At 43.2% G+C, this 23,895-nt stretch carries 14 protein-coding genes and 1 tRNA gene; 6 read left to right on the plus strand and 9 right to left on the minus strand.

The window, feature by feature from the left end:
- Positions 1-223 precede the first annotated feature (223 nt).
- The gene (locus tag NT175_05915; GenBank protein MCX6234247.1) at positions 224-691 is read left to right on the plus strand and encodes a 30S ribosomal protein THX; all 468 of its coding nucleotides are present in this window, start codon (positions 224-226) and stop codon (positions 689-691) included.
- Between the two features lie 32 nt (positions 692-723).
- Here the strand turns inward: NT175_05915 and NT175_05920 are convergent, their stop codons facing one another.
- The 4 genes from NT175_05920 to NT175_05935 all read right to left on the minus strand — a co-directional run bounded on the left by NT175_05920 (position 724) and on the right by NT175_05935 (position 6,471).
- Complete coding sequence (locus tag NT175_05920) at positions 724-2,811, minus strand: TonB-dependent receptor (GenBank protein MCX6234248.1); 2,088 nt, start codon at positions 2,809-2,811, stop codon at positions 724-726.
- 333 nt (positions 2,812-3,144) lie between these two features.
- Positions 3,145-3,669 (minus strand): hypothetical protein, encoded by a 525-nt coding sequence (locus tag NT175_05925; protein MCX6234249.1) that lies wholly within the window; start codon positions 3,667-3,669, stop codon positions 3,145-3,147.
- Between the two features lie 44 nt (positions 3,670-3,713).
- Positions 3,714-5,102, minus strand: a complete 1,389-nt coding sequence (gene murD / locus NT175_05930; protein ID MCX6234250.1) for a UDP-N-acetylmuramoyl-L-alanine--D-glutamate ligase — start codon at positions 5,100-5,102, stop codon at positions 3,714-3,716.
- The gene (locus tag NT175_05935; protein MCX6234251.1) at positions 5,095-6,471 is read right to left on the minus strand and encodes a hypothetical protein; all 1,377 of its coding nucleotides are present in this window, start codon (positions 6,469-6,471) and stop codon (positions 5,095-5,097) included. Before NT175_05935 ends, murD begins: the two co-directional genes overlap by 8 nt.
- 167 nt (positions 6,472-6,638) lie before the next feature.
- Here NT175_05935 and NT175_05940 point away from each other — a divergent pair, with 167 nt between their 5' ends.
- Positions 6,639-7,214, plus strand: coding sequence for a YqgE/AlgH family protein (locus NT175_05940; protein MCX6234252.1), 576 nt, complete (start codon positions 6,639-6,641; stop codon positions 7,212-7,214).
- A gap of 14 nt (positions 7,215-7,228) precedes the next feature.
- Here NT175_05940 and NT175_05945 read toward each other — a convergent pair whose 3' ends face one another.
- Both NT175_05945 and NT175_05950 read right to left on the minus strand, forming a co-directional pair.
- Positions 7,229-7,846, minus strand: coding sequence for a rhomboid family intramembrane serine protease (locus NT175_05945; GenBank protein ID MCX6234253.1), 618 nt, complete (start codon positions 7,844-7,846; stop codon positions 7,229-7,231).
- Between the two features lie 28 nt (positions 7,847-7,874).
- Entirely contained in the window at positions 7,875-8,678 is an 804-nt protein-coding gene (locus NT175_05950; protein MCX6234254.1) for a hypothetical protein, read from the minus strand.
- A 134-nt stretch (positions 8,679-8,812) separates the two neighbouring features.
- On the opposite strand from NT175_05950, the gene NT175_05955 reads away from it, so the two are divergent.
- On the plus strand, positions 8,813-10,279 hold the full coding sequence (locus NT175_05955) for a DUF5723 family protein (GenBank protein ID MCX6234255.1): 1,467 nt from the start codon (positions 8,813-8,815) through the stop codon (positions 10,277-10,279).
- Positions 10,280-10,354: 75 nt separating this feature from the next.
- Here NT175_05955 and NT175_05960 read toward each other — a convergent pair whose 3' ends face one another.
- Positions 10,355-13,837, minus strand: a complete 3,483-nt coding sequence (locus NT175_05960; protein MCX6234256.1) for a PKD domain-containing protein — start codon at positions 13,835-13,837, stop codon at positions 10,355-10,357.
- A 168-nt stretch (positions 13,838-14,005) separates the two neighbouring features.
- A complete protein-coding gene (locus tag NT175_05965; protein ID MCX6234257.1) occupies positions 14,006-15,232 on the minus strand; it encodes an ABC transporter permease in 1,227 nt (408 codons plus the stop codon).
- Positions 15,233-15,481: 249 nt separating this feature from the next.
- Here NT175_05965 and NT175_05970 point away from each other — a divergent pair.
- The 3 genes from NT175_05970 to NT175_05980 all read left to right on the plus strand — a co-directional run bounded on the left by NT175_05970 (position 15,482) and on the right by NT175_05980 (position 20,783).
- Positions 15,482-15,558 (plus strand) — tRNA-His (locus NT175_05970).
- A 250-nt stretch (positions 15,559-15,808) separates the two neighbouring features.
- Positions 15,809-18,400: a TonB-dependent receptor gene (locus NT175_05975; protein ID MCX6234258.1), complete on the plus strand. Its 2,592-nt coding sequence runs from the start codon at positions 15,809-15,811 to the stop codon at positions 18,398-18,400.
- An 85-nt stretch (positions 18,401-18,485) separates the two neighbouring features.
- Positions 18,486-20,783 carry a CotH kinase family protein gene (locus tag NT175_05980; protein MCX6234259.1) on the plus strand — a complete coding sequence of 766 codons (2,298 nt, stop codon included), beginning with the start codon at positions 18,486-18,488 and terminating at the stop codon, positions 20,781-20,783.
- Here the strand turns inward: NT175_05980 and NT175_05985 are convergent.
- Entirely contained in the window at positions 20,744-23,713 is a 2,970-nt protein-coding gene (locus NT175_05985; protein ID MCX6234260.1) for an alpha-amylase family glycosyl hydrolase, read from the minus strand. The genes NT175_05980 and NT175_05985 overlap by 40 nt on opposite strands.
- Positions 23,714-23,895 lie beyond the last annotated feature (182 nt).

The raw sequence follows: 23,895 nt of genomic DNA on the forward strand, positions 1-23,895 counted from the left end.
GTATCAGAAACAAGATGGGTATTTGGGCTTTTTGTATCTTTACTCATGGAAAAGTTTGTTTAAAAGTTTATACACCTCAAAGATAATGATTATCAATGAGATAACAAACTTTTCCATTTTTTTATGAATAATTCAGGTTAAAGTTTTGGCTACACAAAATTGAAATTATTAAATATTTTTACTTACTTTTGACGGATTCACGAAGGAAATAAAAAATCAACATATGGGCAAAGGAGACAAAAAATCACGAAGGGGAAAGATCATCATTGGCACCTATGGTGTGAGACGACCCCGCAGGCTAAAGTCGACGAAAGCCGTGGTATCAGCAGCACCAGTAGTGAAGAAATCCAAAGAAAAAGTTAAAAAAACCGAGGAGATCCCTGTAATGATCCCTGTAACGATCCCTGTAACGATCCCTGTAGCGATCCCTGTAGCGATCCCTGTAGCGACGGTTCCTGTTGAGGTTCCTGTTGTGGTTCCCATCCCTGAAGTTATAGCAGAACCTGTTGCCGAAGCTGTAGTAAAGGAAGAGATCCCGGTGGAAAAACCGGTAAAAAAGCCCGCAAAAAAGGCTGAACCTGCTGCCAAGGCAGCTCCTAAATCACCGGCCAAAAAGACAGAGCCGAAGCCAAAGGCCTCAGCTAAGAAGACCACACCGAAAAAGGGAAAAGAAGAAAAGAAAACTGAGTGATTCTCCTCTTCTTCATCCCTGTCGCTGATCGTTCAGAACTGCAACTTAACACTACCAAACACTTCCCTGCCAGGCCCCGGCTGATATGAATTTCCTCCGGGATCGGGTTCTGTAAATCCCATGTAATCTGCATTTGTCAGATTCCTGCCATATATTGACAGCTCTCCATCTAATGTCCCAATAATAAAATGATATGCAAGCCTTGCATGGTACAGGTTAAATCCAGCCTGATTTACATCCTTATTTACAACATCGGTATAGATATACCATTTGGATTGGAATTCGGTACTTATCCCGAAGGAGAAATTTTTAAGGAAATTAACCTCAATCCCGGCATAGAGTTGGTGTTGCGGCGAATTGGGAAGCCAGTTGCCGCTGATGCTGTCAGGGGCAGTATATTTAAAATGGGAATAGGTATAAGCTGCCTGTATTAGCAAAGGTTTGAACGGAGAGTACTTCACATAGGTCTCCACACCAAAACGTTGGCTTGAACCTGCATTACCGTAAAAAGTCTCAAGCGGCCTGTCAGGAATTCTGTAACGGTAAAAGTCATTATCCGTATTCAGAATAAAGGCTGTGATGTCATAATAAAAATTATCATCCTTGTATCCCCTGATGCCAATTTCTTCCCCTATGGATGTGGCAGGTACCATGTCCTGGTTAAAACCTCCGTACGAAAGCGGATTGCTGGCCAGTTCCTCGGTGGCGGGCGGTAAAAATCCCTGCCCCCAGTTGGTATAGAGGTTGACAAGGGGTGAAAGGGCGTACGACAAACCTATACGGGCTGTCGGCTTCTTGAAATCGGCATTACCTGAAAGTTTCACACCTCTGTTCATCTTATCGGTCAACTCGTTTTCCATCTTATCAAACCTGACACTGATAATGGCATTCAGTTTCCGGCCAAGTTCAAGGCGGTCAACAATAAAGGCACCGATAGCATTCTGACGTATGTCCTGGTTTGCCAACATGATGGTATCCTCAATGACGGTTTCACTGATCTTGCCCATTTCTTCTGTTCTCGTTGGATCCTTAATGTTAGGCACCTTGTATTCATGGATGAACTGGTATGCAAAATCAATCCCGGTGCTGAAGTGGTTGATGATTTTATTTTCTCCGTTGGTGAGGTTATACTGAACGGAGGCACCTGAAGTGTTGTAGTAACGGTATTGGACAGCCGAGGAACCTGGTTCCTTGTAATCGGTCAACCTCAGATATCCATTGAAGTGAATATACTGGTTACCGGTGATTTTCACTTCACCGGTTAAGCCATTTGTTATCCGGTTGGTTTTCTGGTATTCATTGAACGGGATGGCGTCAGGATTGGCCTGTTTAGGATCATCCAGCTGCGCTAAATTCAGCCCTTCTGCATTCTGATTGAAATAATCTGTGACATAAAGCATTTGTGTTAATTTCAGCCTTTCGTTGGGTTTCCATGTTACTTTTTCACTGAAATTAGTTCCCCGGAATGCCTGGTGATTGCGATACCCATTACCTTTTATATGTGAAATCGATATGCGGTAATTCAAGTCATTTTTCGTTCCACTGGCCTGGCCCAGGATCTTATAGAAGCCGTTGGAGCCAAAAGTTGCCTGCACATTTCCCTGGATGGGTTTATCGCTACCATTTTCTGTGCTGATGTTCAGTACCCCGGCATTGGAACTGCCACCATAAAGAGATGCTGATGGTCCCCTGAGCACCTCGATGTTCTGAACTGTGGCCCAGTCTACATCATAGAAATCCGGCGCAAAGCCAGTGGGATCGTTCACCGGAATGCCATCGATCAGAACTTTTATTCCCCGTAAACCACGTTCCGACAGTATGCCCTGCCCCCTGATAGACATGTGAACCCTTGATCCGTTTGCCTGATTGTCAATCCTTACTCCAGGGACAAGCCTGAGGGCTTCATCGACGGCAATCGACCGTGGCATGACTGATAGAACAGTTGGCATTACTACTGTGGTCGCACCGGGATTTAATTTTATCGGAAAGGGCAGCCGGTTTGCCGTAATGACTACTTCATTGAGATTTTCCTGCCGTACTGTGTCCTGCACTTTTTCCTGCCCAAATGCAAAGACGCATATAAATAATAGTAATCCTGTGATCAATATTTTTTTATTCATAATTTCTCATTTTAATGTTATTCAGTAAATTATAATGATGTAAGGATACCGGGATGGCATCACGTATGAATACTAGCCGGCGTCAGTCGCCGCTGCTTACAAACGGAAATATTATCAGCTACTGTTCATGTTTTAATTGACCTTACCCCCCGTGCCCCTCTCCTATAGGAGAGGGGGTGAAGGGGGTGAGGTGGTTTGGATAAATTCCCTGCAGCTCGCCACAGTATTTGAGTCCAGAGCACCGCTGGAACGGCATTTCGTAAGCTCAACTTGCTCTGGGGTTCATACCAATTGATTACCTTAACATTGAAAAGATTTGCACTTTCCCGGAAATTAAGTGAGAATAGAATATTCGGGTGGAGGTGAAAGAATGTCTTTAATTGCCGAAGTATAGAAATGAAATAGATCGGGAAACCGGAACTCTTTCGGAACGTCATATAAAGAATTTTCCGACGATTGGAAGAAAAATACCAGGAGAAAGTTTAAGTTCAGCTGTGTTTTGGACCTGGGAGCATTTACCTTGTTTTTTGATAATTTCTCAAAGTCCCTGATGAGCTGTTTCTCTTTTATGTCGTTTATGCAATAATAAACAATAGCGTCGTTTTTTACTTCTATTGAAACAATGTCATATAAATCCTGGTTATAGACAAACTCTTTGTTTTCCTTGATCCAGCGGATGGCGGTCTTGTTATTGACAGGAATACAAATGCGGGTGAGATCTTCTTTAGATATTCTGGAGCGTATTTCTTTCCTGATTTCTTTTCTGACCTCCTGCTGCATCATGCGGAAACAGAGGTAATATCCACAGGTATCATACACAATGGCAATGAGAAGGATGGCTGACAGAATTTTTTTCAAGAGAACAGGAAATTTTCTTACGAAGTTATGAATTTTTGGTTTTATTACTGATTATTGGGTTTATTTTGCACCGACTTTTTAAAGATTTCGCCCCGTTCCTTGAAATCCCTGAACATATCATAGCTGGCTGCAGCCGGTGAGAGCAGGCATATCTTACCTTTTCCCGTATGCCGGATGGCAAAACTGACAGCATCTTCCATGCTGGAGGCAAGATATGTCCTGCGCTCACCGGTCTTCTGTTCACCGGTGAGTGCCAGCATCCGCTTACCTGCTTCACCTACGAAAACCAGATTGGTGATGCCTTTATCCAGTATAAATGATATTAAACCGGTATAATCCACACCTCTGTCGTAGCCGCCAAGGATGATGGTATCCACGTCTTTCAGGGCTTTAATTGCGAAAATGGCAGCCTCGGGTATCGTGGCAATGGAATCATTGTAAAAATGAATGCCATGATATTCACCTATATACTCCATTCTGTGCGGCAGCCCTTTAAATGTCGCGATACCATCAATAATACCGGCATCCGGAATCTCCATCACTTTACAGGCTGTGATTACAGCCATGATGTTCATGAAGTTATGCTCTCCTTTGATAGGAGGCATGCCAATGTGATAGGTGGTTTGTTCTTTGCCGCTGGTGAATACCACTGTTTCTTCATCCGGGGCATAGCACCCTCGTTTTATCTTGTTTTTCAGTGAAAAACCAAACCGTTGACCCTTTAAGGGAATCTGCTCCAGAAGGAGTTGAATGAGTGGATTATCAGCATTGAAAATAAAATTATCGGATTTGGACTGGTACCGGGCAATATTGAATTTTGTGGACTGGTAATGTTCGAAGGAATGATAATGATCAAGATGTTCCTGGTACATGTTTAATAATATGGCTATATGCGGCGAGGAGGTGACATGAGCGAGCTGGTGCGACGATAATTCATAGACGATGATGGTTTGATCATTGATCTGATTGGCGAAGTCCAGCGGTGGCAGTCCGATATTCCCGACCAGAAGGGTATTTGGGTTATGTGAGCGGATTATATGATACAGCAGTGAAGAGGTCGTGCTCTTACCTTTCGTGCCGGTCACACCGATCATCTGAGGGCCATACTGGTGTAAAAATATATCCGTCTGTGAAGTGATGATTCCCATTTCCTGAAGAAGAGCCAGTCTGTTATCCCTTACTCCGGGTGATTTGATGATCAGGTCAAAATCCGTCACATGGCTCAGGTATTCTTCCCCACAGATGACTTTCACCAGTCTGTCTTTGTCAAGATGCGGAGCTTTCTCGAGGATACGGTTGTTTTTATCGACGATGGTCAAAGGCAAATCCGGGAAAAAATTACGCAGAAAGGAATAGGTTGACTGTCCTTCCATCCCAAAGCCAAGTATCAGAACTCTTTTACCTGAGACCATATGTTTTATATGATCAACCACCGATCCAGTTTTTTAATCGCAGCTCCTCTGCGGTATTTAAGAAATGTGCGGAGTTAAATCCGTTCAGCAGCCGGTCGAATTCCTGATTTTTAGCTTGTGTGATTTGCCTGATTGTTTTGTAGTACTTCAGGAGATAAGGTAATGGATCCCCATGATAGGAAGTGATCAGGTGAGTGAGGGTTGCGTTGGTCTCATCAATGGTGCCGACACATTCAAATGGTTTTTCATGTGCCAGGCCTGTGAGGTGTTTGAAAATGTCAAGTAATTCTTTGTCATCCAGCATGTTTTTACCAAATATCTTTACCATGGCATCATGTTCTATGAAAGGTGACAAAATAATATATGAGAACAGGCATTTAGGGCATTGTCCGCACCAGGTGTCGGTTTTGCTTCCGGCATTGCAGCTTTTAAAGGCATCAAAATATTCAGGGAAATCAGCAAAGCGCCTGGCTATCTGAAGTTCATTCAAAGGCCGCAGGATACTGAAATAGTTGATCTGATCACTGATATATTGATCGACATACCATCTGAAATCCTTTTCAAATTCAAAGGTTTTGGAGTATTGATGGTTGATACCGATGCCCGGTATTGTGGCTTCGTTTGAGCTGGATTCATTTGACAGGGCAATATTCCGGCTGGCCGTGATGGCTGATGCCAGCAGGCTGGTAAATGCTATCAGAGCTGAGAAAGGCGTGTGCCCATTGAGAAATCCTTTATCATTCAGTGACAATAATTCAGGATGAATCTCCCGGTTAATGACCATGGTGTCATGCAAGGTGAGTCCTGATTTTTCAATGCAATCGACGATGGCCTTCCGGGGATTGATCGCAAAGGGAATGATGCTTTCTGATTTCAATAACTCAAGGGTCACTGCCGAATCTTTTCCGCCTCCCACAGGAACAATATACCTGCCGGTAAAGGGTACAGATAAGAGATGGTGTGGAGCTTTGCCGGGTGACACGATAGTCATGAATCCCTCCGGATCCGGCCGGATGTTATTCATGTAAAAGAATTCACCTAATCCATGATAATATAATTTTTTCCACCATGCCTTCTGCCGGTCGTCCAGATAGCCTGCCTTAATGATCACCTGTATGGGGCATGCAGCTTTCCAGTAACTGATCAACTCGATCATGCCGATATGAAAAGCTATGTTTTGTATCCCCGGTGATTTCAAAATATTCCTGTAAAAAAATGTTTTCCACGGTAAACTTATAGAGGGATAAAAATGAAACCGGTCGGCCAGATTAAAAAAATATCGGATCTGAACAGAGTGTTCATCCTCCTTTACCTCGAAATTTTCAAAGATGAAAAAAGGATATTCTTTCTGAAGTCGTACATATTTCTTCCGGTTATCCTGATGCTGCATCCAGAGAGGTATAATAGTTGCAAAGGGCCGATAAAGCTGTCCAAAAGTAGAAAATAACTGTTTATTCTGATCTCACAGGTGCGAAATATTTGAAATTATGTATAGTTTGAAGTAATTTTACGCGATTGAAATGGATCGGTAAAAATGCTCAGACGTAATTTCGGGAGATGATGAAGGAAGACAAAAGAAAACCTTTCAAACCATTACAGGGACAGTTGCTGATCTCAGAACCAGCGCTCCAGGATTTTTATTTCAAGCAATCGGTAGTGTTACTTGCCGAACATAATGAAAATGGTTCTTTTGGTCTGATCATCAACAAACCCATCAGTGTCACATTAAATGAAGTCACCCGTGACTTTCCGTCCTTTGATACGCCGCTTTTTCTTGGTGGCCCTGTCAAAACCGATAACATTTACTATATTCATACCCTGGGTGATGTCATTAAAGAAAGCCTGAAGATCATGGATGGTCTTTACTGGGGTGGTGATATTACCATCATCAAAGAAATGATGTTGCTTAATCAATTGTCTCCCAAAGATATTCGTTTTTTTGTCGGGTATTCAGGATGGGCATCTAAACAACTGGACCGTGAGCTGGAAGAAAAATCATGGGTGGTGACAAATGCCAAAGCTGACCAGATTATTCATTCCAATCCCAAGAAAATGTGGGGAAATCTTATCAAAAGGTTTGGCGATGAATATGCCATATGGGCTAATTTCCCTTCTGACCCTTCAATGAACTGACCTTTTCCTGTATGTCAGTTTCCGAATAATGCAGCGATCTGTTGATAGAAAATCAACAAGAGCTTTGGTTTCAGAATAATTGTAAAGAACATGCCGAAGAGTGCTCCATAGAAGTGGGAGTTATGACCAATGTTATCTGAGCCCCTTTTTGACATATATGCTGAATAGACCAGGTAAAGAACTCCAAAAATGATAGCGGGTATGCCGATTGGAATAAAGTAGAGGTAAAGCTTACCTGTCGGATTAAACAGAATGTTTGAAAAAACCACTGCTGAAACCGCACCTGACGCACCGACAGCGTTATAATAGCTGTCATCTTTATGTTTGCCATAATCGTACAGCACTGAAAAGACGATTCCACCGGCATACAGAAGTATATAATATAGGTATGCTTTGACACCGAAATAGTAATTGAAATACTGTTCCACTGCAAGACCAAAGGAGAGCAATACGAACATGTTGATGATCAAATGTATCCAGTCGGCGTGAAGAAAGCCATAAGTAAAGAACCGGTACCATTCGTTATGGTGTCTGATGGAATAGGGATTGAACTGCAACTTGTAGAAAAGAGTCCTGTTAAAGAAAGCAGGCACTGAAAACAGCACCGTGATTATAATAATGATGTACGTCATATCCTGATCATTAATCCCGTCGGATCATTTATGGCTTGGCGGTATAATCAATCTCAGATCCGAGCAAGCTATGCGGAATGAGAAACACGACAATGAGGATAATGGATGCGGCAAGGGCCCATCCGGTTTTTTCTCCGTTTTTGCGAAGTATAAAGAATGCCACTACCCACATGATAAAGGCAATCAGGATTTTATTATCTGTCAGGTCATATCCGAAAGGCCAGCCTGACCAATAAACTCCAAAAGCAAATTTCTGAACGATAGGGCCTATGATTAATCCACCGAAAAATAATAAAATAACAGTCCACCGGGTGTATTTAAAGACATTATTGCCTTTAAACAGGACTTCCACACCTGTACGGGTGGACAACAGCATGGCAAGAAATATCAGCAAAATGTGCGGAATGAGGATATACGCTGGAACATCCCCCCTAAACCGCATGACAACAGGTTCTTTTGTTAAGGCTTTACGCTGGCTGTCCTTTTCGGTAAATATCTGGTACATCACTTTTCCGGCCGGCGGCTGATGTGGTATCTGCGTGAATAAGGAATCACCGCGCCTGACCATCTGAACTTCCGACCATTCGTCATAACTCTTATAACGTTTGAATTTCATGAATCCCCTGATGTCGTCACCAGGCACGAATAGTCTGATATCTGCATCACCTTCGCTACCATGGCTCCTTATGAGTTTATTTTTAATGCTGGTACCATCATTTTCCAAACGCACGGTGACCGGGTATGTCGGTCCGGTTTTTCGCTGATAGTAAGCCGTTACAACCGTAAGTCCGATACTTAAAATCCACAGATAGAAATTCTTTTTTCTAAACATACTGTTTATTTTGGGCTGCAAAATTAAGAAACTTGGTCTATTTAGAAATATTTTAAATATTATTTTATTTTGTGGATGTCCGTAAAAGGTTATTAATTTGGCTGTTCAAATGATGAGCTGTCGCAACTGTTCAAATGAGGCGATATATTCTTGTATTACTGATTCTTATTTCATTTATCCCTGAATACCTTCGTTCGCAGGAATTACTCGGGTTGGTTAACAGCAACTTCGCAGATGTAAATGGCATCCTTATTAATCCCGGTCAGCTGGTAAATTCCAAGCTTTACCTGGATATCAATGTATTTACGGCTGATGCCTTTTTTGATAATAATTACCTGTACATTCATAAGGAGGATTACAGGTTCCTGAATTTTTTCAGAAAAAATATTACACTTCCTGAATATGGCGAAAACAATAACCCTGTTGATCATTATTGGGATAATTATAATAAGTATTTTAACGGCAATATCCGTTTGATCGGTCCTTCGGCCATGATGGTCAGGGGATGGAATGCTTTTGCCATACAATGTGCCATCAGGATGGTGACCACTAACAAGGGAATACCGTATCATCTGGCTAATTTTATCTATGAAGACATGACTTACACCCCACAGCAAGACACGGATTATTCGGCATCACATATGAGGGCAGCAGCATTAGCCTGGGGCGAGATAGGTTTTAGCTATTCAAGGATTATCATGAAATTTCAAAGAAATTCATGGACTGCCGGTATTACAGTGAAACGTTTATTCGGCTATTCCGGGGGATATGTGAATGGATATGAAATGGCTTATCAGGTTCCAAATGACTCGACACTGTATATTGGTTTGTTGAATACCAGTGCTGGTTTAGCACTGGACATGGATTATGAAACCAACGATGTGCCTTACGGCCCTCCGCTCATCAAAGGATATGGATTTTCATTTGATCTGGGAGTAACGTTCCAAAAGAAGCTGCGGGATTATCCTGTAAAACCATTCATGAGTTTATGTACCCAGGGGTACGAAGATTATCTTTACCGGCTGGGTATCTCATTGCTTGATATAGGATGGATCAGATTTACATCCAATGCTCAGAAACATGACTTAAATAATGTTCCCCTTTATACTTGGAATAATATTAACCAGTTTACTTATACAACTGTTAATGATTTGTTTCATGAGCTGAGCGGAAGATTTTATGGCGATTCCATGCAATCGCTGGTTGCCGAAGCGTTTACAATGTTTTTGCCTTCTGCCATGAGCGTGCAATTCGATTACCATTATTACCGCGGTATGTATTTCAATGTCACGCTGATAGCACCGCTTCCCCTGAGTGATGCCCGCGTGACACGGACTCCTGTGCTGGCAATTACTGCAAGGTATGAATCCCCGCTGTTTGAAATGAATCTGCCTCTTATTTTATATAATCTGAGATATCCCCGCATTGGCTTGTCGATGAGGTTCTGGAACCTCACTATCGGTACCGATAAGCTGTTCGGATTTTTCCATTTTACTGACTTTACGGGTCTTGATCTGTACGCTTCACTCAAGCTTAATTTTCCTAAAGGGAAATGCATCTCTTTTAAGAGAAAGGACAGATGCAGAAATATGGAGTTCTAGACAATGAACAATGATCAATGAACAATGATCAATAGTCGGAATACGCCATACTGATCATTGATCCCTGATCATTGATCATTGTTTAATGATTTTGTGGTTCATGACAGTTCTGTCATTAACTATGTGTAGCAAGTAAATGCCTTGCTGAAGAGCAGAGAGATCTATTTTTTTGGTGTAAGTGTTTTTTGTTATACTTAAGGTTTCTTCCTTTGTGACCACTTGCCCATTCAGATCAAGTACAGAAATCCGGAAGTTACCCGAAATATTATTCATTACGATGTATAGCATGCCTGATGTGGGATTGGGATAGCAGGTTACTGAAGAGTTATCAGGCTGATCATCAATGCCGGTGCACTCATTAAAAGCGAAAATGATAGTGATGGTATCGGTATTTGAGCAGTACGTAACAGGATTTGTTACTGTCACCCAATGTGTTTGGATTGCCGTGCCTATGCCTGTTGTATGTATCCGGAGGCTATCGTCTGTAGAAAAGTCTGACCATATATAGTCAAATCCGGGATTTCCGGCATAGAGGAATAGGGTATCATAAACACAGGCGATGACCGTGTCTCTATCTTCGTTAATGACTGTGACGCCCTCTGGCACCAGGTCAATATAAGGTAAAGGAAACATGATGACTGTCCGGGACTCCTGGACGGTATTATAGCCGTCATGGACTGTCACAGTATATGTTGTGGTATCAGATAAGGGTTTCGTCCATGTTGTATCGGAATTGGGTGAATGAACATCCTGTGCGGGGGACCATGAAATGGTATAATACCCTTCGTTTCCACCATATGGAAAGGCAATCAGCAACGTTGAATCACCTCTGCATACTGCCGTATCGGCGGAATAAGGATTGGCTCCCAGAGGACCTCCAGATAAGTTGACAACGACTGTATCGTAATTTATACAGCCGAAGCCATCCTCACCTTTGAGAACGAATACCTGAGGGGCGTAAAGGTTTGTCGTGTAAGGACCGGGGACATTGGGCCAACCGGCAATGAATGCAGTAGGTTCCCAATGATATCCATACGGAGGACCATTACTGCCTGTGACTGTGCCGATAAGCGGAGTGGCTGTTCCATATGGGATAAGCCAATCAGTGCCGGCATTAACAATGGGTAATGGTTTTACTGTCACCGTTACTGTTTTATTGACCTGGTTGTAGCCATCGTAAATGATGACTGTATAAGTTGTAGTTATAGAAGGCCAGACCTTTGGATTCTGCGTATTTGTTGCAAATCCTGGTGGAATTGATGTCCATGAGAACGTATAATTTTCTGATCCGCCGGAGGGCAGGCAGCTTAATTGCGATGAGTCACCAAAACAAATGGTGTTGGGTTCGGCATAAGCATTGGCGCCGAGAGGGCCACCATAAATATGCACCAGGATTTCATCGGAGTCAACACAGGAATTATCGTCAGTGACTGTCAGTTCGAATAATGTGGAGGCCTTGAGAGCTATTGTAGTAGGTCTCGGAATATTCGCGACAACCAGTGAGTCATGAGGTTCCCAGGCATATTGGAGAGGTGGGGAACCCGAGGCGGTGGCTTCGCCAAATATAGTGGTGGTGTTATAGAGCAGGTTAATGTCGGTACCGGCATTAACAATGGGAAGGGCATTTACTGTCACCTGGAGAGGCGATGACGCATTCCCCGGTTCACCACAGGTATTGATACCCGCCACTGTGATGCTGGCAGTGCCGGAAAAGGCACTAGTCCAGTCAACGGTTGCCGATGTGGTTGTGCCGGATATGGTTCCGGCAGTGACAGGGGCAATGGCCCATTGATATGAAACAGCACCCGGCGTGCTGTTGGTCTGGTACTGTTTATTGTCACTATTCTGGCATATCTCAGCCGGACCTGTCGGCGTTTCCGGTGCAGAGGGCGGCTGAATTTGATTGATAGTTTGAATTGTGTCACCTTCGCAGCCATTATTTGTGGTAACTAAAAGGCTTACATTGTGGACTCCTTGTGTGGTGAAAGTATGTTGCGGATTCTTTGTCGTGGCTGTTCCTCCGTCACCAAAATTCCATTGCCATTCAACGACAGTACCGGCAACAGGATTTGAATTGTCATTGAATTGTGTCGGAGCACCAAAGCAATAAGGAATGTAGGTGAATTTAGCCACAGGCGCTGTCAGAATTTCAACGGTTTCTTCGGCAGTGTTATTCGTCGTTGCATATTGCAGGATCAATGATACAACATATTCCCCTGGCAGGGCATATTTATGTTTGGGATTCCAGGCAGGCGACTGGTTTCCGTCACCAAAGTTCCACGTCACCGACTCTACTCCTTCAAGACTTGATATAATAGTAAATTGTGTGCTGTCGCCATAACAGATATTAGAATAAGTAAAGGATGGCGGTGCGAAATATGACTGTATGAATGTGGGTAATCCCATGCGGCACACGTGTGCAGTTCCTTCCCATAAGGTAATACCATCATTAATGAAATGACATTCGACGCCTCCTATATTGGGATTGTTTATCACGCCAAGTTTCCCAAAGTCATAACGCGAAACATATATTTTCTGGTTTGGGCCCACCTGCAGTGCGCCTCTTCCATCTGAAGCAGTACTTGCCACAGTTGCCGTACCGATTCTGACCTTGGAATTCACAATGCTTGCTGAGTCACCAGCATAGGCGTTGAACTGGAATATACGCATTATGGTCAGCGTATCCAGGCTGGCTTCGGTAATGTATAAATAACGCGAATTGGGTGAGAACTCCACACCGTACGCCTTTGTGAAACTCCCCAGTGTAATCGGATTTGATACAACGCCGGTCTCATTATTAAAGTCAAACAACTGGTAATATCCATCAAATTCTACTGCCAGTGCCAGTTTCTGCCCATCGGGTGCGCCTTTTAGATAGCCCTGCGTATTATATCTGTTGCCACCATGATATCTGCCAACGGCTGACACTACTTTGTTTGCCGTATCAACACCATTTGCGGCGGTTACTTTGTAGGCTACGAATTCATTGGAAGGGTGCTCCGTGGTATCCTGGCCAACAATTTCCAGCCAGCGCCATTTATGAGTGATCACCCATATATCTTCATTGTTGCTGGCCTTCATGGCTGTCACTTTTTCAACGACAGGCGTTACAAGCTGCACATTTTTTTCTGTCACCTTACCCAATCCCCCTCCTTCGTTCATGTCAACAACGGAATATTGCAGACCGACCGGATCGCCCTGGTAAGGGACAGTGAAAATATAATAAAGATTAGCATACTGTGGCCGCGGCACGATAATACCCGATTGTGTTGACGACATGTGTCCTCCCAGTCCTGTACCGTTCAGCATCTCGGTGTTATTTTTATTCCACACTGTTGTCCCATCAGTATAAAACAGTAAGTTACCATCACTGTCAGAAATGGTGGCACATCCTTCAAAAGTGAGCATGGCACTGGTTATAATAGCTGAAGGAGGTATAGTGTTAAAGTCCATGCCAAGGTATTTGCCAAACATCCATACATTGGCCTCTTTCTGCTGGGCGAACGAATAAAATGTCAGAAAGATCAGGCAAAACAGAGAAAACAATATTTTTTTCAAGATGTTACCTCCCTCTTTTCTCCTACAAAGTTATAAATAGAAATAGATAAAATTCAAATTATCTGCCTAATTTTTAACCCAGGAAATGGCAAAGTGTGTTTCATTCGGTTTTTTATCGGATAAAATAAGCACCATCAATGTCATATTCGAAGACACACGGGCACCTGGTTAATAGCTGGTCTTCACATCCAGGGCGTCGCGCAATGCATTTCCTATCAGCATAAATGCCAGCACAGTGATCATGATGGCTATGCCGGGCAGAATGGCGAGGTAAGCTGAATCGAGAATGATATAGCTGTAATTTTCTTTGATCATTGTCCCCCAGGATGGTATGGGAGGTTGGACGCCTATTCCCAGAAAGCTTAATCCTGCCTCGATAAGAATGGCGGAGGCGAAATTTGCCGCTGTAATCACAATGACGGGAGCCATTACATTTGGCAGGATATGCCGTGTGATGATCCGTAAATTCCTGAAACCAAGGGCACGGCCGGCTTCAACGTACTCCTTTTCGCGTATGCTCATGATCTGCCCCCTGACTACGCGTGCCACTTCAACCCACATAGTCAGCCCCACAGCTACAAAAACCTGCCAGAATCCTTTACCCAATGCAAAAGTGATGGCGATGACCAGCAATAGCGTCGGTATCGACCATACCACATTGATGATCCAAACGATAAGTGAATCTACACGTCCCCTGAAAAAGCCGGCAAGGGAACCCAGCACTATACCAATCAGAAGAGATATGAAAACGGAAATGAATCCCACTGAAAGACTGACTCTGGTGCCGATCATCAGCTCACTAAGCATATCACGGCCATAACGATCTGTGCCAAGGAGAAAGCTTCTTTTAATTATCCGTTCCTGAAGGACTTTATTTTTCATCTCTTCCAGTGATTCCCTGTGCATATTCCCTAGGACATCCTTGAAAACTAACTGATTCCCGTCCCTGATGATCTTATCATCGATGGAAAGTGGATAAAGTACATCAGCCATATCAAATGTTCTCTCGGGGGCGACTTCACCCGGAATATCTGAGAATTCACTGATTATGATATACTGACCATCAAATCTATACCGGATGAAGGGCACGCAGGTATATGTACGTTTTTGGCCATAGAACATCCTTTTAAGGAAATTGGTCTTTTCAGGTTTTTCGTTTTTTTCGACTTTAAGCATATTCACCGTGAATCCGGGTTTCTTTGCCGACAGCTCAATGAATTGCTCATTGGCAAAAGGGGTAGGATCGGGAGTGATCCAATATCCAAGAACAGCTATGATGCCAGCAACTATTATGATGACCATGGATCCTATGGCCAGGTTATTCTTCAGTAGCTTACGCAAGGCCAGTTTGGATAAAGAACCAGAGCTGATATATTTCTTTTTGCGTAGGAACATGAATGCCTAATATTTTTTAACAAAGCTAAGTATTTTAAATAAATGGCTTTAAGTTACAAGTTACAAGTTACAAGTTGCAGGTTGCAGGTTGTGAGAAGTAATATAGTAAATGCTCCCCATTCAACCAAGTGCTTACAACTTGTGACTTGTAACCTGCAACTTGTAACACGCAACTTGTAACCTGCAGCTCTTTTATTTTAGCCACATGCATTTTTTCCCCAAAGATTTATTATTTTTGCAGCCTTCATGGTGGATGTAGCTCAGCTGGTTAGAGCACTGGACTGTGGATCCAGTTGTCGTGGGTTCGACTCCCATCATCCACCCCACATACTTCAGGGCAGGGTGTAATTCCCGACCGGCGGTATAGTCCGCGACTCCCGATATGATTAAAATCAGATTGGGACTGACCCGGTGCAACTCCGGAACCGACAGTAAAGTCTGGATGGAAGAAGTGTTATAAATGAGCAGGAATCAATAATTAATAATTATTGGATCCTGAATTATAGATTTTATTTAAAAGCCCTGGAGTGTATCCGGGGTTTTTTTTTATGAATACTACTTTTAAAACTTTTGATGATGAGCAGGATAAGCAGAATACCTAAAATGCCGGGCTTGATAGTTTGTTTTATGATTGCGGTGCTCTTCTCTTACGCACAGGGTGTTGCCACAGGGACTATAACAGATATGAAAACCGGTCAGCCTGTCCCCGGGGTGTCGGTGCATCTTAAGTCCGGTGGAACAGCTACTGCCACTGATATTGAAGGGAGATTCAGCATAACGGTTCCCATTGGTCGGCAAGTTCTGGTCCTTTCATTCATCGGGTATAAACCTGTTGAAATTCTCCTGAATCTTAAAGACAATGAAACAAAAGAGTTGGGTGAAATTGGCATCGCCGCGGATATCATTGAGCTGAAAGGCGTAAACATCATCTCTTCCTTTGCTCAGGAGAGGAAAACACCTATTGCCATGTCAACAATAAAAGCGATGATGATTGAGAAAGAGCTGGGTAATCAGGATTATCCGGCCATCATGAAAATGATGCCTGGTATTTATGTGACGCGTGAGGGAGGAGGTACAGGTGATGACCGTCTGTCTGTCAGGGGTTTCCAGCAGGAAAATGTGGCTCTCCTGCTGAATGGCGTACCTGTGGGTAGTGTAGAAAATGGCCTCGTCTATTGGTCTAACTGGACGGGTCTTGCCGATGCCACGCAAACCATACAGGTTCAGAAAGGCCTCGGCGCTTCGAACGTGGCATTGAACTCGGTAGGAGGTACCATTAATATCATCACCAAAACAACTGAAAGTGAAAAGGGAGGAGCACTTAAAGTGTCATTTACCGACTATGGAAATTATAAGGCCATGTTAAGCTTGTCGACCGGAAGGCTGAATGGGGGTTATGCGGTTACTTTTCTCGGCACACGAATCAAAGGCCCCGGCTATGTGGATGCAACGTATGTGGATGCATGGTCATATTTTCTTTCTGTCAGCAAGGAATTCGGCAGGAACCATAAATTGGTTTTTACCGGTATGGGATCTCCGGAACGGCATGGTCAGAATGTTTATAAAATGTCAGTGGAAGAATATAATAAATACGGAAACAAATTTAACTACGATTGGGGGAGCTATAACGGTAAAATCAATAATCTCACCGAGAATTTTTATCATAAACCGCAATTGAACCTGAATCACTATTGGAACATATCCGACCGTTCGTTCCTGGCGACGTCGGTCTATTTTTCATATGGCACTGGTGGGGGAAAATGGTCGGAAAGCTTCTATAGTCCATCCATATTCACTTTCCGGAATCCCTCTAACCAGGTTGACTGGGATGCAGTGTACCAGGAGAATGTCACAAATCAGGATTCCACCAAGTTGGCTAATGGTCAATATGTAACCGGATATTCCAAATATATTCAGACTCATTTCCTTGCCGATCATTACTGGGCAGGATTATTATCGACTTACAAGCATGATTTTGGCAGCCGGTTCAACCTGATGACCGGAATCCATGTCAGGCATTTCAAATCACGGCTGTATGAAAAAGTACAGGATCTTCTCGGAGGGCAGTATTGGATAGAGGATTATGCATGGGCTGTGGATGGCGTTGCCGATAGAAATGAGATCAAGACCATTGGTGATGTGATCAAGCTGGACAATGGCGCCATTATCAGTTATGCCGGTGCATTTGGGCAATTGGAATATTCCGGTGATGTTATATCTGCGTTTATCGCCGGCACTATTTCCAATACTTGGTACCAGCGCGAAGACAGGTATAACTATATATCCAACATCAAAAGCGAGCAAGTGACTCGCGGCGGCTTTGATGTCAAAACCGGAATAAATTATAATATTAACTCGTCACACCGTGTTTTCCTGAATACCGGCTATTATTCAAAAGAACCCTATTTCAAGTTCATTTTCGTCAACTTTTCCAACACGGTTGCGCAGAATATTAAAAATGAAAAGATAACTGCTATTGAAATGGGTTATGGATATCATGGAAAGAATGTCACTCTCGGTATTAATGGCTACTATACTTACTGGAAGGACAAATCCCTGTTGTCGAATGAGAACATCCCCTTGTCCGACAGCACTATGACAAGAGCTATGATCAGGGGACTGGATGCATTGCACAAGGGTATTGAATTGGAGTTGAGTACCCGGCCATTCAGGTTCCTGGATGCCGGAGCTACGCTATCTCTCGGCAACTGGAAATGGAAGAACAATGTCATTGCAGAGCTTTATAATGAAGATGATGTACTCATTGACACCACCGAAGTATACGCTGACGGGCTTTATGTTGGTGGTGCTCCCCAGACTCAGTTAGGCATATTTGCCGGTATCGGAATAACCCCTGATCTGAACCTGAAAATAAATTGGCTCTATTATAACCGGTTATGGGCCGACTTTGATCCTGCCCTTCGCAATAACCCTGATGATCACCGGCAGCCATATCGTCTTCCGCGATATTCTGTCGTTGACATCCTGCTAAATTATCATTTTACAATTGGAAAGCAGGATGCCTCTTTCGAAGCAGGATGCTACAATGTTCTCGGAAAAGAATATATTCTGAGGGGTGAAGATGGCCCAAACCACGATGAAGCCGGTTTCAGAGGATTCTGGTCGTTTGGAAGGACGTTTAATTTCGGTATGAGGGTCGAATTTTAATCGGAGGTTTGTCATGCCGGTTTTTATATCCCTGTAAATTTGCTGGAACAGTTACTCCTGTATAAAAGATACCTATCTTTGCCGGATGCAATACAGTTACCAGCATATAGCCAGGTTATCCGGTTCCCTTCTTTTTCTGACATTCTTGTTATCGGTTATTATCTGCCAGGCGCAGCCTCATTTTCCTGATTCAACTGAAATATACAGGGATAATGTTGTTCCCCGCATTGATATTCTGATTCATCCTGATTCACTGGCCATCATTTATGAAGATCTTGAGAACGATCATGAATTTCCTGCCACTTTTATCTTTAACAATGGAATGTTGTACGATACAGTTGATCAGATCGGCTTCAGGTTGCGCGGTAACACATCACGCTATGCCAAAAAGAAATCTTTCAAGGTTTCCTTTAATACTTATCACCAGGGTCGGAAGTTTCAGGGGTTGGAAAAAATGAACCTGAACAGTGAACATAATGATCCTTCCATCATCCGCGCAAAACTGTGCTGGAATATCTTACGGAAAATGGAGATAGCCTCACCCAATGCCAATCATGTGGAAGTTTACATTAATGGCAACTATTACGGACTATATATTAGTGTGGAAAATGTCGATGAAACGTTTGTCGGGTCACGTTTTGGCAATAATGACGGAAACCTATACAAATGCCTGTGGCCTGCTGACCTGACATGGCTTGGGGATAACCCGGATGACTATAAATTTGTTATTGATGGCAGGAGGGCTTATGAACTGTCGATAAATAAAGAGGAAGACGATTACACCGACCTGCGGGATTTCATCAAAGTACTTCATTTTACATCTGACGAAGAGTTTGAATGTGCTATTGAAGAGATTTTTAATGTGTATGATTACCTGAAGATTATGGTCTTCGAAATACTCAGCGGCCACTGGGATGATTATATATACAATAAGAATAACTTTTACCTGTATCATAATACAGCTACCGGAAAGTTCGAGTTTATCCCGTATGATCTGGACAACACTTTTGGTATCGACTGGTTTAACATTGACTGGGGCACCCGGAGTATTTACGAATGGGGCCCTGCAGAATCCCGTCCATTATTCGACAGGATAATGGCTGTGCAGAAATTCCGTGATCAGTTTTCCTTTTATATGTCACAAACTCTTCAGCATATCTGGAATCCTATTGTGTTTTATCCTGAAATAGATCAGATACGCCAATTAATTTCACCTTATGTGATAGATGATCCCTACTATCCACAGGATTATGGTTATACATATTCTGATTTTTTAAACTCCTATAACCAGCCATTAGGCGGCCATGTCAAATATGGTTTGAAACCCTATATTCTTACACGCTTTAACACAGCTTCAGGGCAGGTGATCCAGAACAATATAATTCCTGTTATCAAATATATCCGGCATAACGGGCCCAGTGTCTACCAGTATGTTCTTTTTCGTGCATTTGCCGAAGATGATGGTGATGGCCTGAGTGTAAATGCCCGATATACTGTTGATGAAGGTATATACCAGATTCTGCAACTTTTTGATGATGGTCAGCATTTTGACGGTGGCGCTGGCGACAGGATCTATGGTAACTACCTGGAGGGTTTCAGTGAGCCAACCCAGATCCGCTTTCAAATACAGGCAACAGATCTGACAGGAAAAACAAACCTGCTGCCTTGTGAACCAGTTCTCATAGATATTGCAACTTACCAGCCGCCCCTGCTTTATATCAATGAATTCATGGCCAACAATGATTCAACGATTGCCGATGAGTCGGGGGAATTTGAAGATTGGTTGGAAATTTATAACGGCGACACCGAATCTCTGTGGCTTGGTGATAAATACATGAGCGACAGCCTTGAAAATCCTTTAATGTGGCCGATGCCTGAGATATTCCTTGATCCAGGTGCATTTATTCTCATCTGGGCAGATAATTCCCCTGAAGAGGGATTATTTCATACGAAATTCAAACTCAACAAGGCAGGGGAGGAGATCACCATTTTTGATGCACCTTCACTCGGTTCTCCCATTATTGACAGGATAACATACGGCCCTCAGGAATCCGATATTTCTTATGGCCGCGAAATCGACGGCAGTGCAGTGTGGAAATCTTTTAGCCTGCCAACACCGGGCTATTCCAATACATCCAATGGTATCAATGATCTGCCAGGCCATGGAACCACACTGAAGGTCTATCCGAATCCATGTACGACAGGGAAGCTGTATTTTGATACACCTGTCAGTATTTGCCTATATGACCTTTACGGCAGGTTGGTTCTGGAGAGCAAAAAAATAAAACAACTAGACCTAAGTTCCTTCAGGCCTGGTATTTATATCTTAATGACCGAAGAAGGTCAGTTTGCAAAGATTATCTTGCCGGTTTCGGGTTTCTGATTGACGATCAGCCGGTAGAAGTACACACCGGCATCTACTTTCCCGTCATCATCCTTTCTTCCGTCCCAATATATGATCTGACTTCCGGTGATGGCGTTTTCATTCAATAGCAGTCTGACCCTTCTTCCCATCAAATCATATATTTCCAATCTAACATTGGCCATTCCTTCGATCTTTATCTCAAAATTCACACCGCCTGCAGTGGGATTTGGAAATATAGTCAGCAGTCGGCAGTCGGCAGTGCATGATAGATGATTTTCGTTGTCAATACCGGTATTTAAATCCGGTTTAGCAAGCTTGATATCTGTATAAAGCCTGTATTCGCCGTGTTGCAGAGTTATAGGACTTTGTACATCGGTCACCGTGATCGAATCCCTTGTGAAATATTCATACCAGGTGCCTGTATGCTGAAAATTGGGATCTGCTGATCCATCTGTCAGGCCAAAGTTGCCCAGGATGGTAAGTGACATTGGCACATCGGTGATGTTTATCCGTTTCATGGCACCCGACAGGGAAAGTGTAAAATTGGAGCTTTCAAATACTTTTTGCTCTTTTTTTAAAGCTATAAGTGTGGCAAAAACATCATGCAGATATTTTCTTCGCCACTCACCATAGTAATCCCATCGCACTGGTTTTAGTCCAAGCCGTCCATTATAATCTATCGAATAATCATAGCCAAGCTCTCCAAACTGCCACATCATTTTAGGACCCGGTATGGTAAAGAAAAACAGTGCGTCCAGTTCGGTTCTCTGCAGTGCAGTGGCTGTATCTTTAATTTGGTATTCACCTGATGAGTTACCCCAGGTGATATTTTTATACATCATCCGTTCTTCATCATGGCTCTCCATATACACCACGGCATGTGGTTCATTCCATCCTCTTGCCTTATAGGATGCCCATGAAAAGTCGGAGTTATTCATCCAGCCCATTGATGACTGTGTATAAGGACCATTTTCATTACCCCAAAGCAGCATACCGTAATTGGCAAGGATTTTTTCCTCGTCATTATCGGCAAAATGTTCCAGGATGACAAAAGCATCAGATTTCGCCTGCCATATGGAATCGGCAATACGTTTTAGTATTGTTATCCGTGACGTATCCAAATGACCCCACTCTGCAGTGTTTCCAAGCGTGTTTTTCTGGGTAAAACCCTTTGACAGGTCAAACCTGAATCCATCGGCATGATATTCGTTGAGCCAGAATTTCACTACTCGGTCAACAAACCGTCTGGTGTCGACACTTTCATGGTTCATATCATACCCTACATTATAATCATGCTTTGGTATAGGATTAAACCATGGACTGTTGGCTGTGGGCCGGTTATTTTGTTTGTCCCAATACAGCATGACCATTGGTGACTGCCCGAAGGAATGGTTCAGTACAATGTCGAAAATGACGGCAATGCCCTTTGAGTGACAAATGTCGATGAGATCTTTTAGTTTATCCTTGGGTCCGTAATACTTATCTACAGCAAAATAATAGGAGGGATTATATCCCCAGCTGATATTGCCTTCGAACTCCATCACAGGCATCAGTTCAATGGCATTAACACCAAGTGTTTTCAGATAGTTAAGCGTATCGATGATGGCCTGAAAGGTATGATTGGTGGTGAAGTCCCTGACCAGGAGTTCATAGATCACCAGGTCAATGATGTGTGGAGAGGTAAAACCTGTGGTTTCCCACTGGTAGGGTTGCAGTGCTGTCTGGAAAACTGTTGCAATGCCTTGTGTCTTACCTTCAGGATAGGAAATGAGACCGGGATATATATCTGCTGTTATGTACTTGTCATTCCAGGGATCGCTGACTTTCTCTGCATAGGGATCCCCAATCATTAACTCTCCATCGACAAAATACTGAAAAATATATTCTTTTGAAGGAACCAGGTGGTTTAAGCGGATCCAGTAACGTGAGCTGTCGGGAGTTTTATACATATAATTAAATGTATCAACTTCCCAGTCACTGAAGTCGCCGACAGCAAAAACATAATCCTTATAAGGAGCATACAGGCAAAGGATGACGGTGCTGTCATCGACATAATTTATTCCCTCAGTGATACCTGCGGGCAAAGAGTTGATGATGGCAGGCTGCCTTACAAAATAATAGAAGGAGTCCGCCACAAAGCCAGTGTCGTTCGAAGCCATGACCTTTACATAGTATTTACCATAGTTGTCTGCGAACAGTGAGTCGGTGATGGTATTGCCCGCCACTTTTTTTAAAAGATTATCATTGACGTAAAGAGCCATAGAATCAGCGCCTATGGCAGTGGCCTGGACCGGAATAGTGTCGAATGGAACAGCGATGATAGCATATTTATCGGGAATCACAATTGAAACGTTCAATCCCGGTTCATAAACGTTTACAAAGATATCGCCTCCTGTTTCTGTTTTACCTTCGAGCCACTGTCCTCCGACCTGTGCTGCGCTGCGGAAAACAAAGGCCATTTGGAGTATTTTCTCGCCGCCTGGCACGTCATAATAAGCCTGAACTGACGGCGTAATGTTTAGCTGATATAGGTTTGGGGTAATACGTGTCATAAGGCATTTGGGAATATTTACACCCCAGTCTGCCTGAACATACTTCCAGTCGGTGGAGGAGGTGCTCTGATCGGTGATGACGCCTGTATGGGCATAAACATCACCGGTATATCCTTCCAGGCCGCCACTGCCCTGTGTAGCGTCGAAGGTGATGATGACAGCGTCGCTGACTGTGGGGAAGGCAGGCTCAGATATCACCACCTGAGCGCCGGACATGAATGACAGTGTCATAAATAACATGAAAGATACCAGGTACCAGGAACCAGGTCGCAGGTATCCCGACTTTGTATGGATTTCGCTCAGCTTCGCCTCGCTCAACCTGCAACCTGCAACCTGCAACCTGTAACCTCTTTTCATTAATATCCCGGATGATATGTTTAATAGAATCTTTTTCATCTGTTTCATTTATCAAATTGAAAATCTAATGGAATCAGGTGCAAATTTAACATTATTCATGGAATCCGGTCTACCATAATGGCGTCCCTAACGGGACTATGGATATTATTTATGGTTGGTGGGAGGGGAGGTTCTGTCCGGAAAATGATTATATTTACATGATATCTCATTTAGCTATAAGA

The organism is Bacteroidota bacterium (assembly GCA_026391695.1).
GTDB lineage: Bacteria > Bacteroidota > Bacteroidia > Bacteroidales > JAGONC01 > JAPLDP01.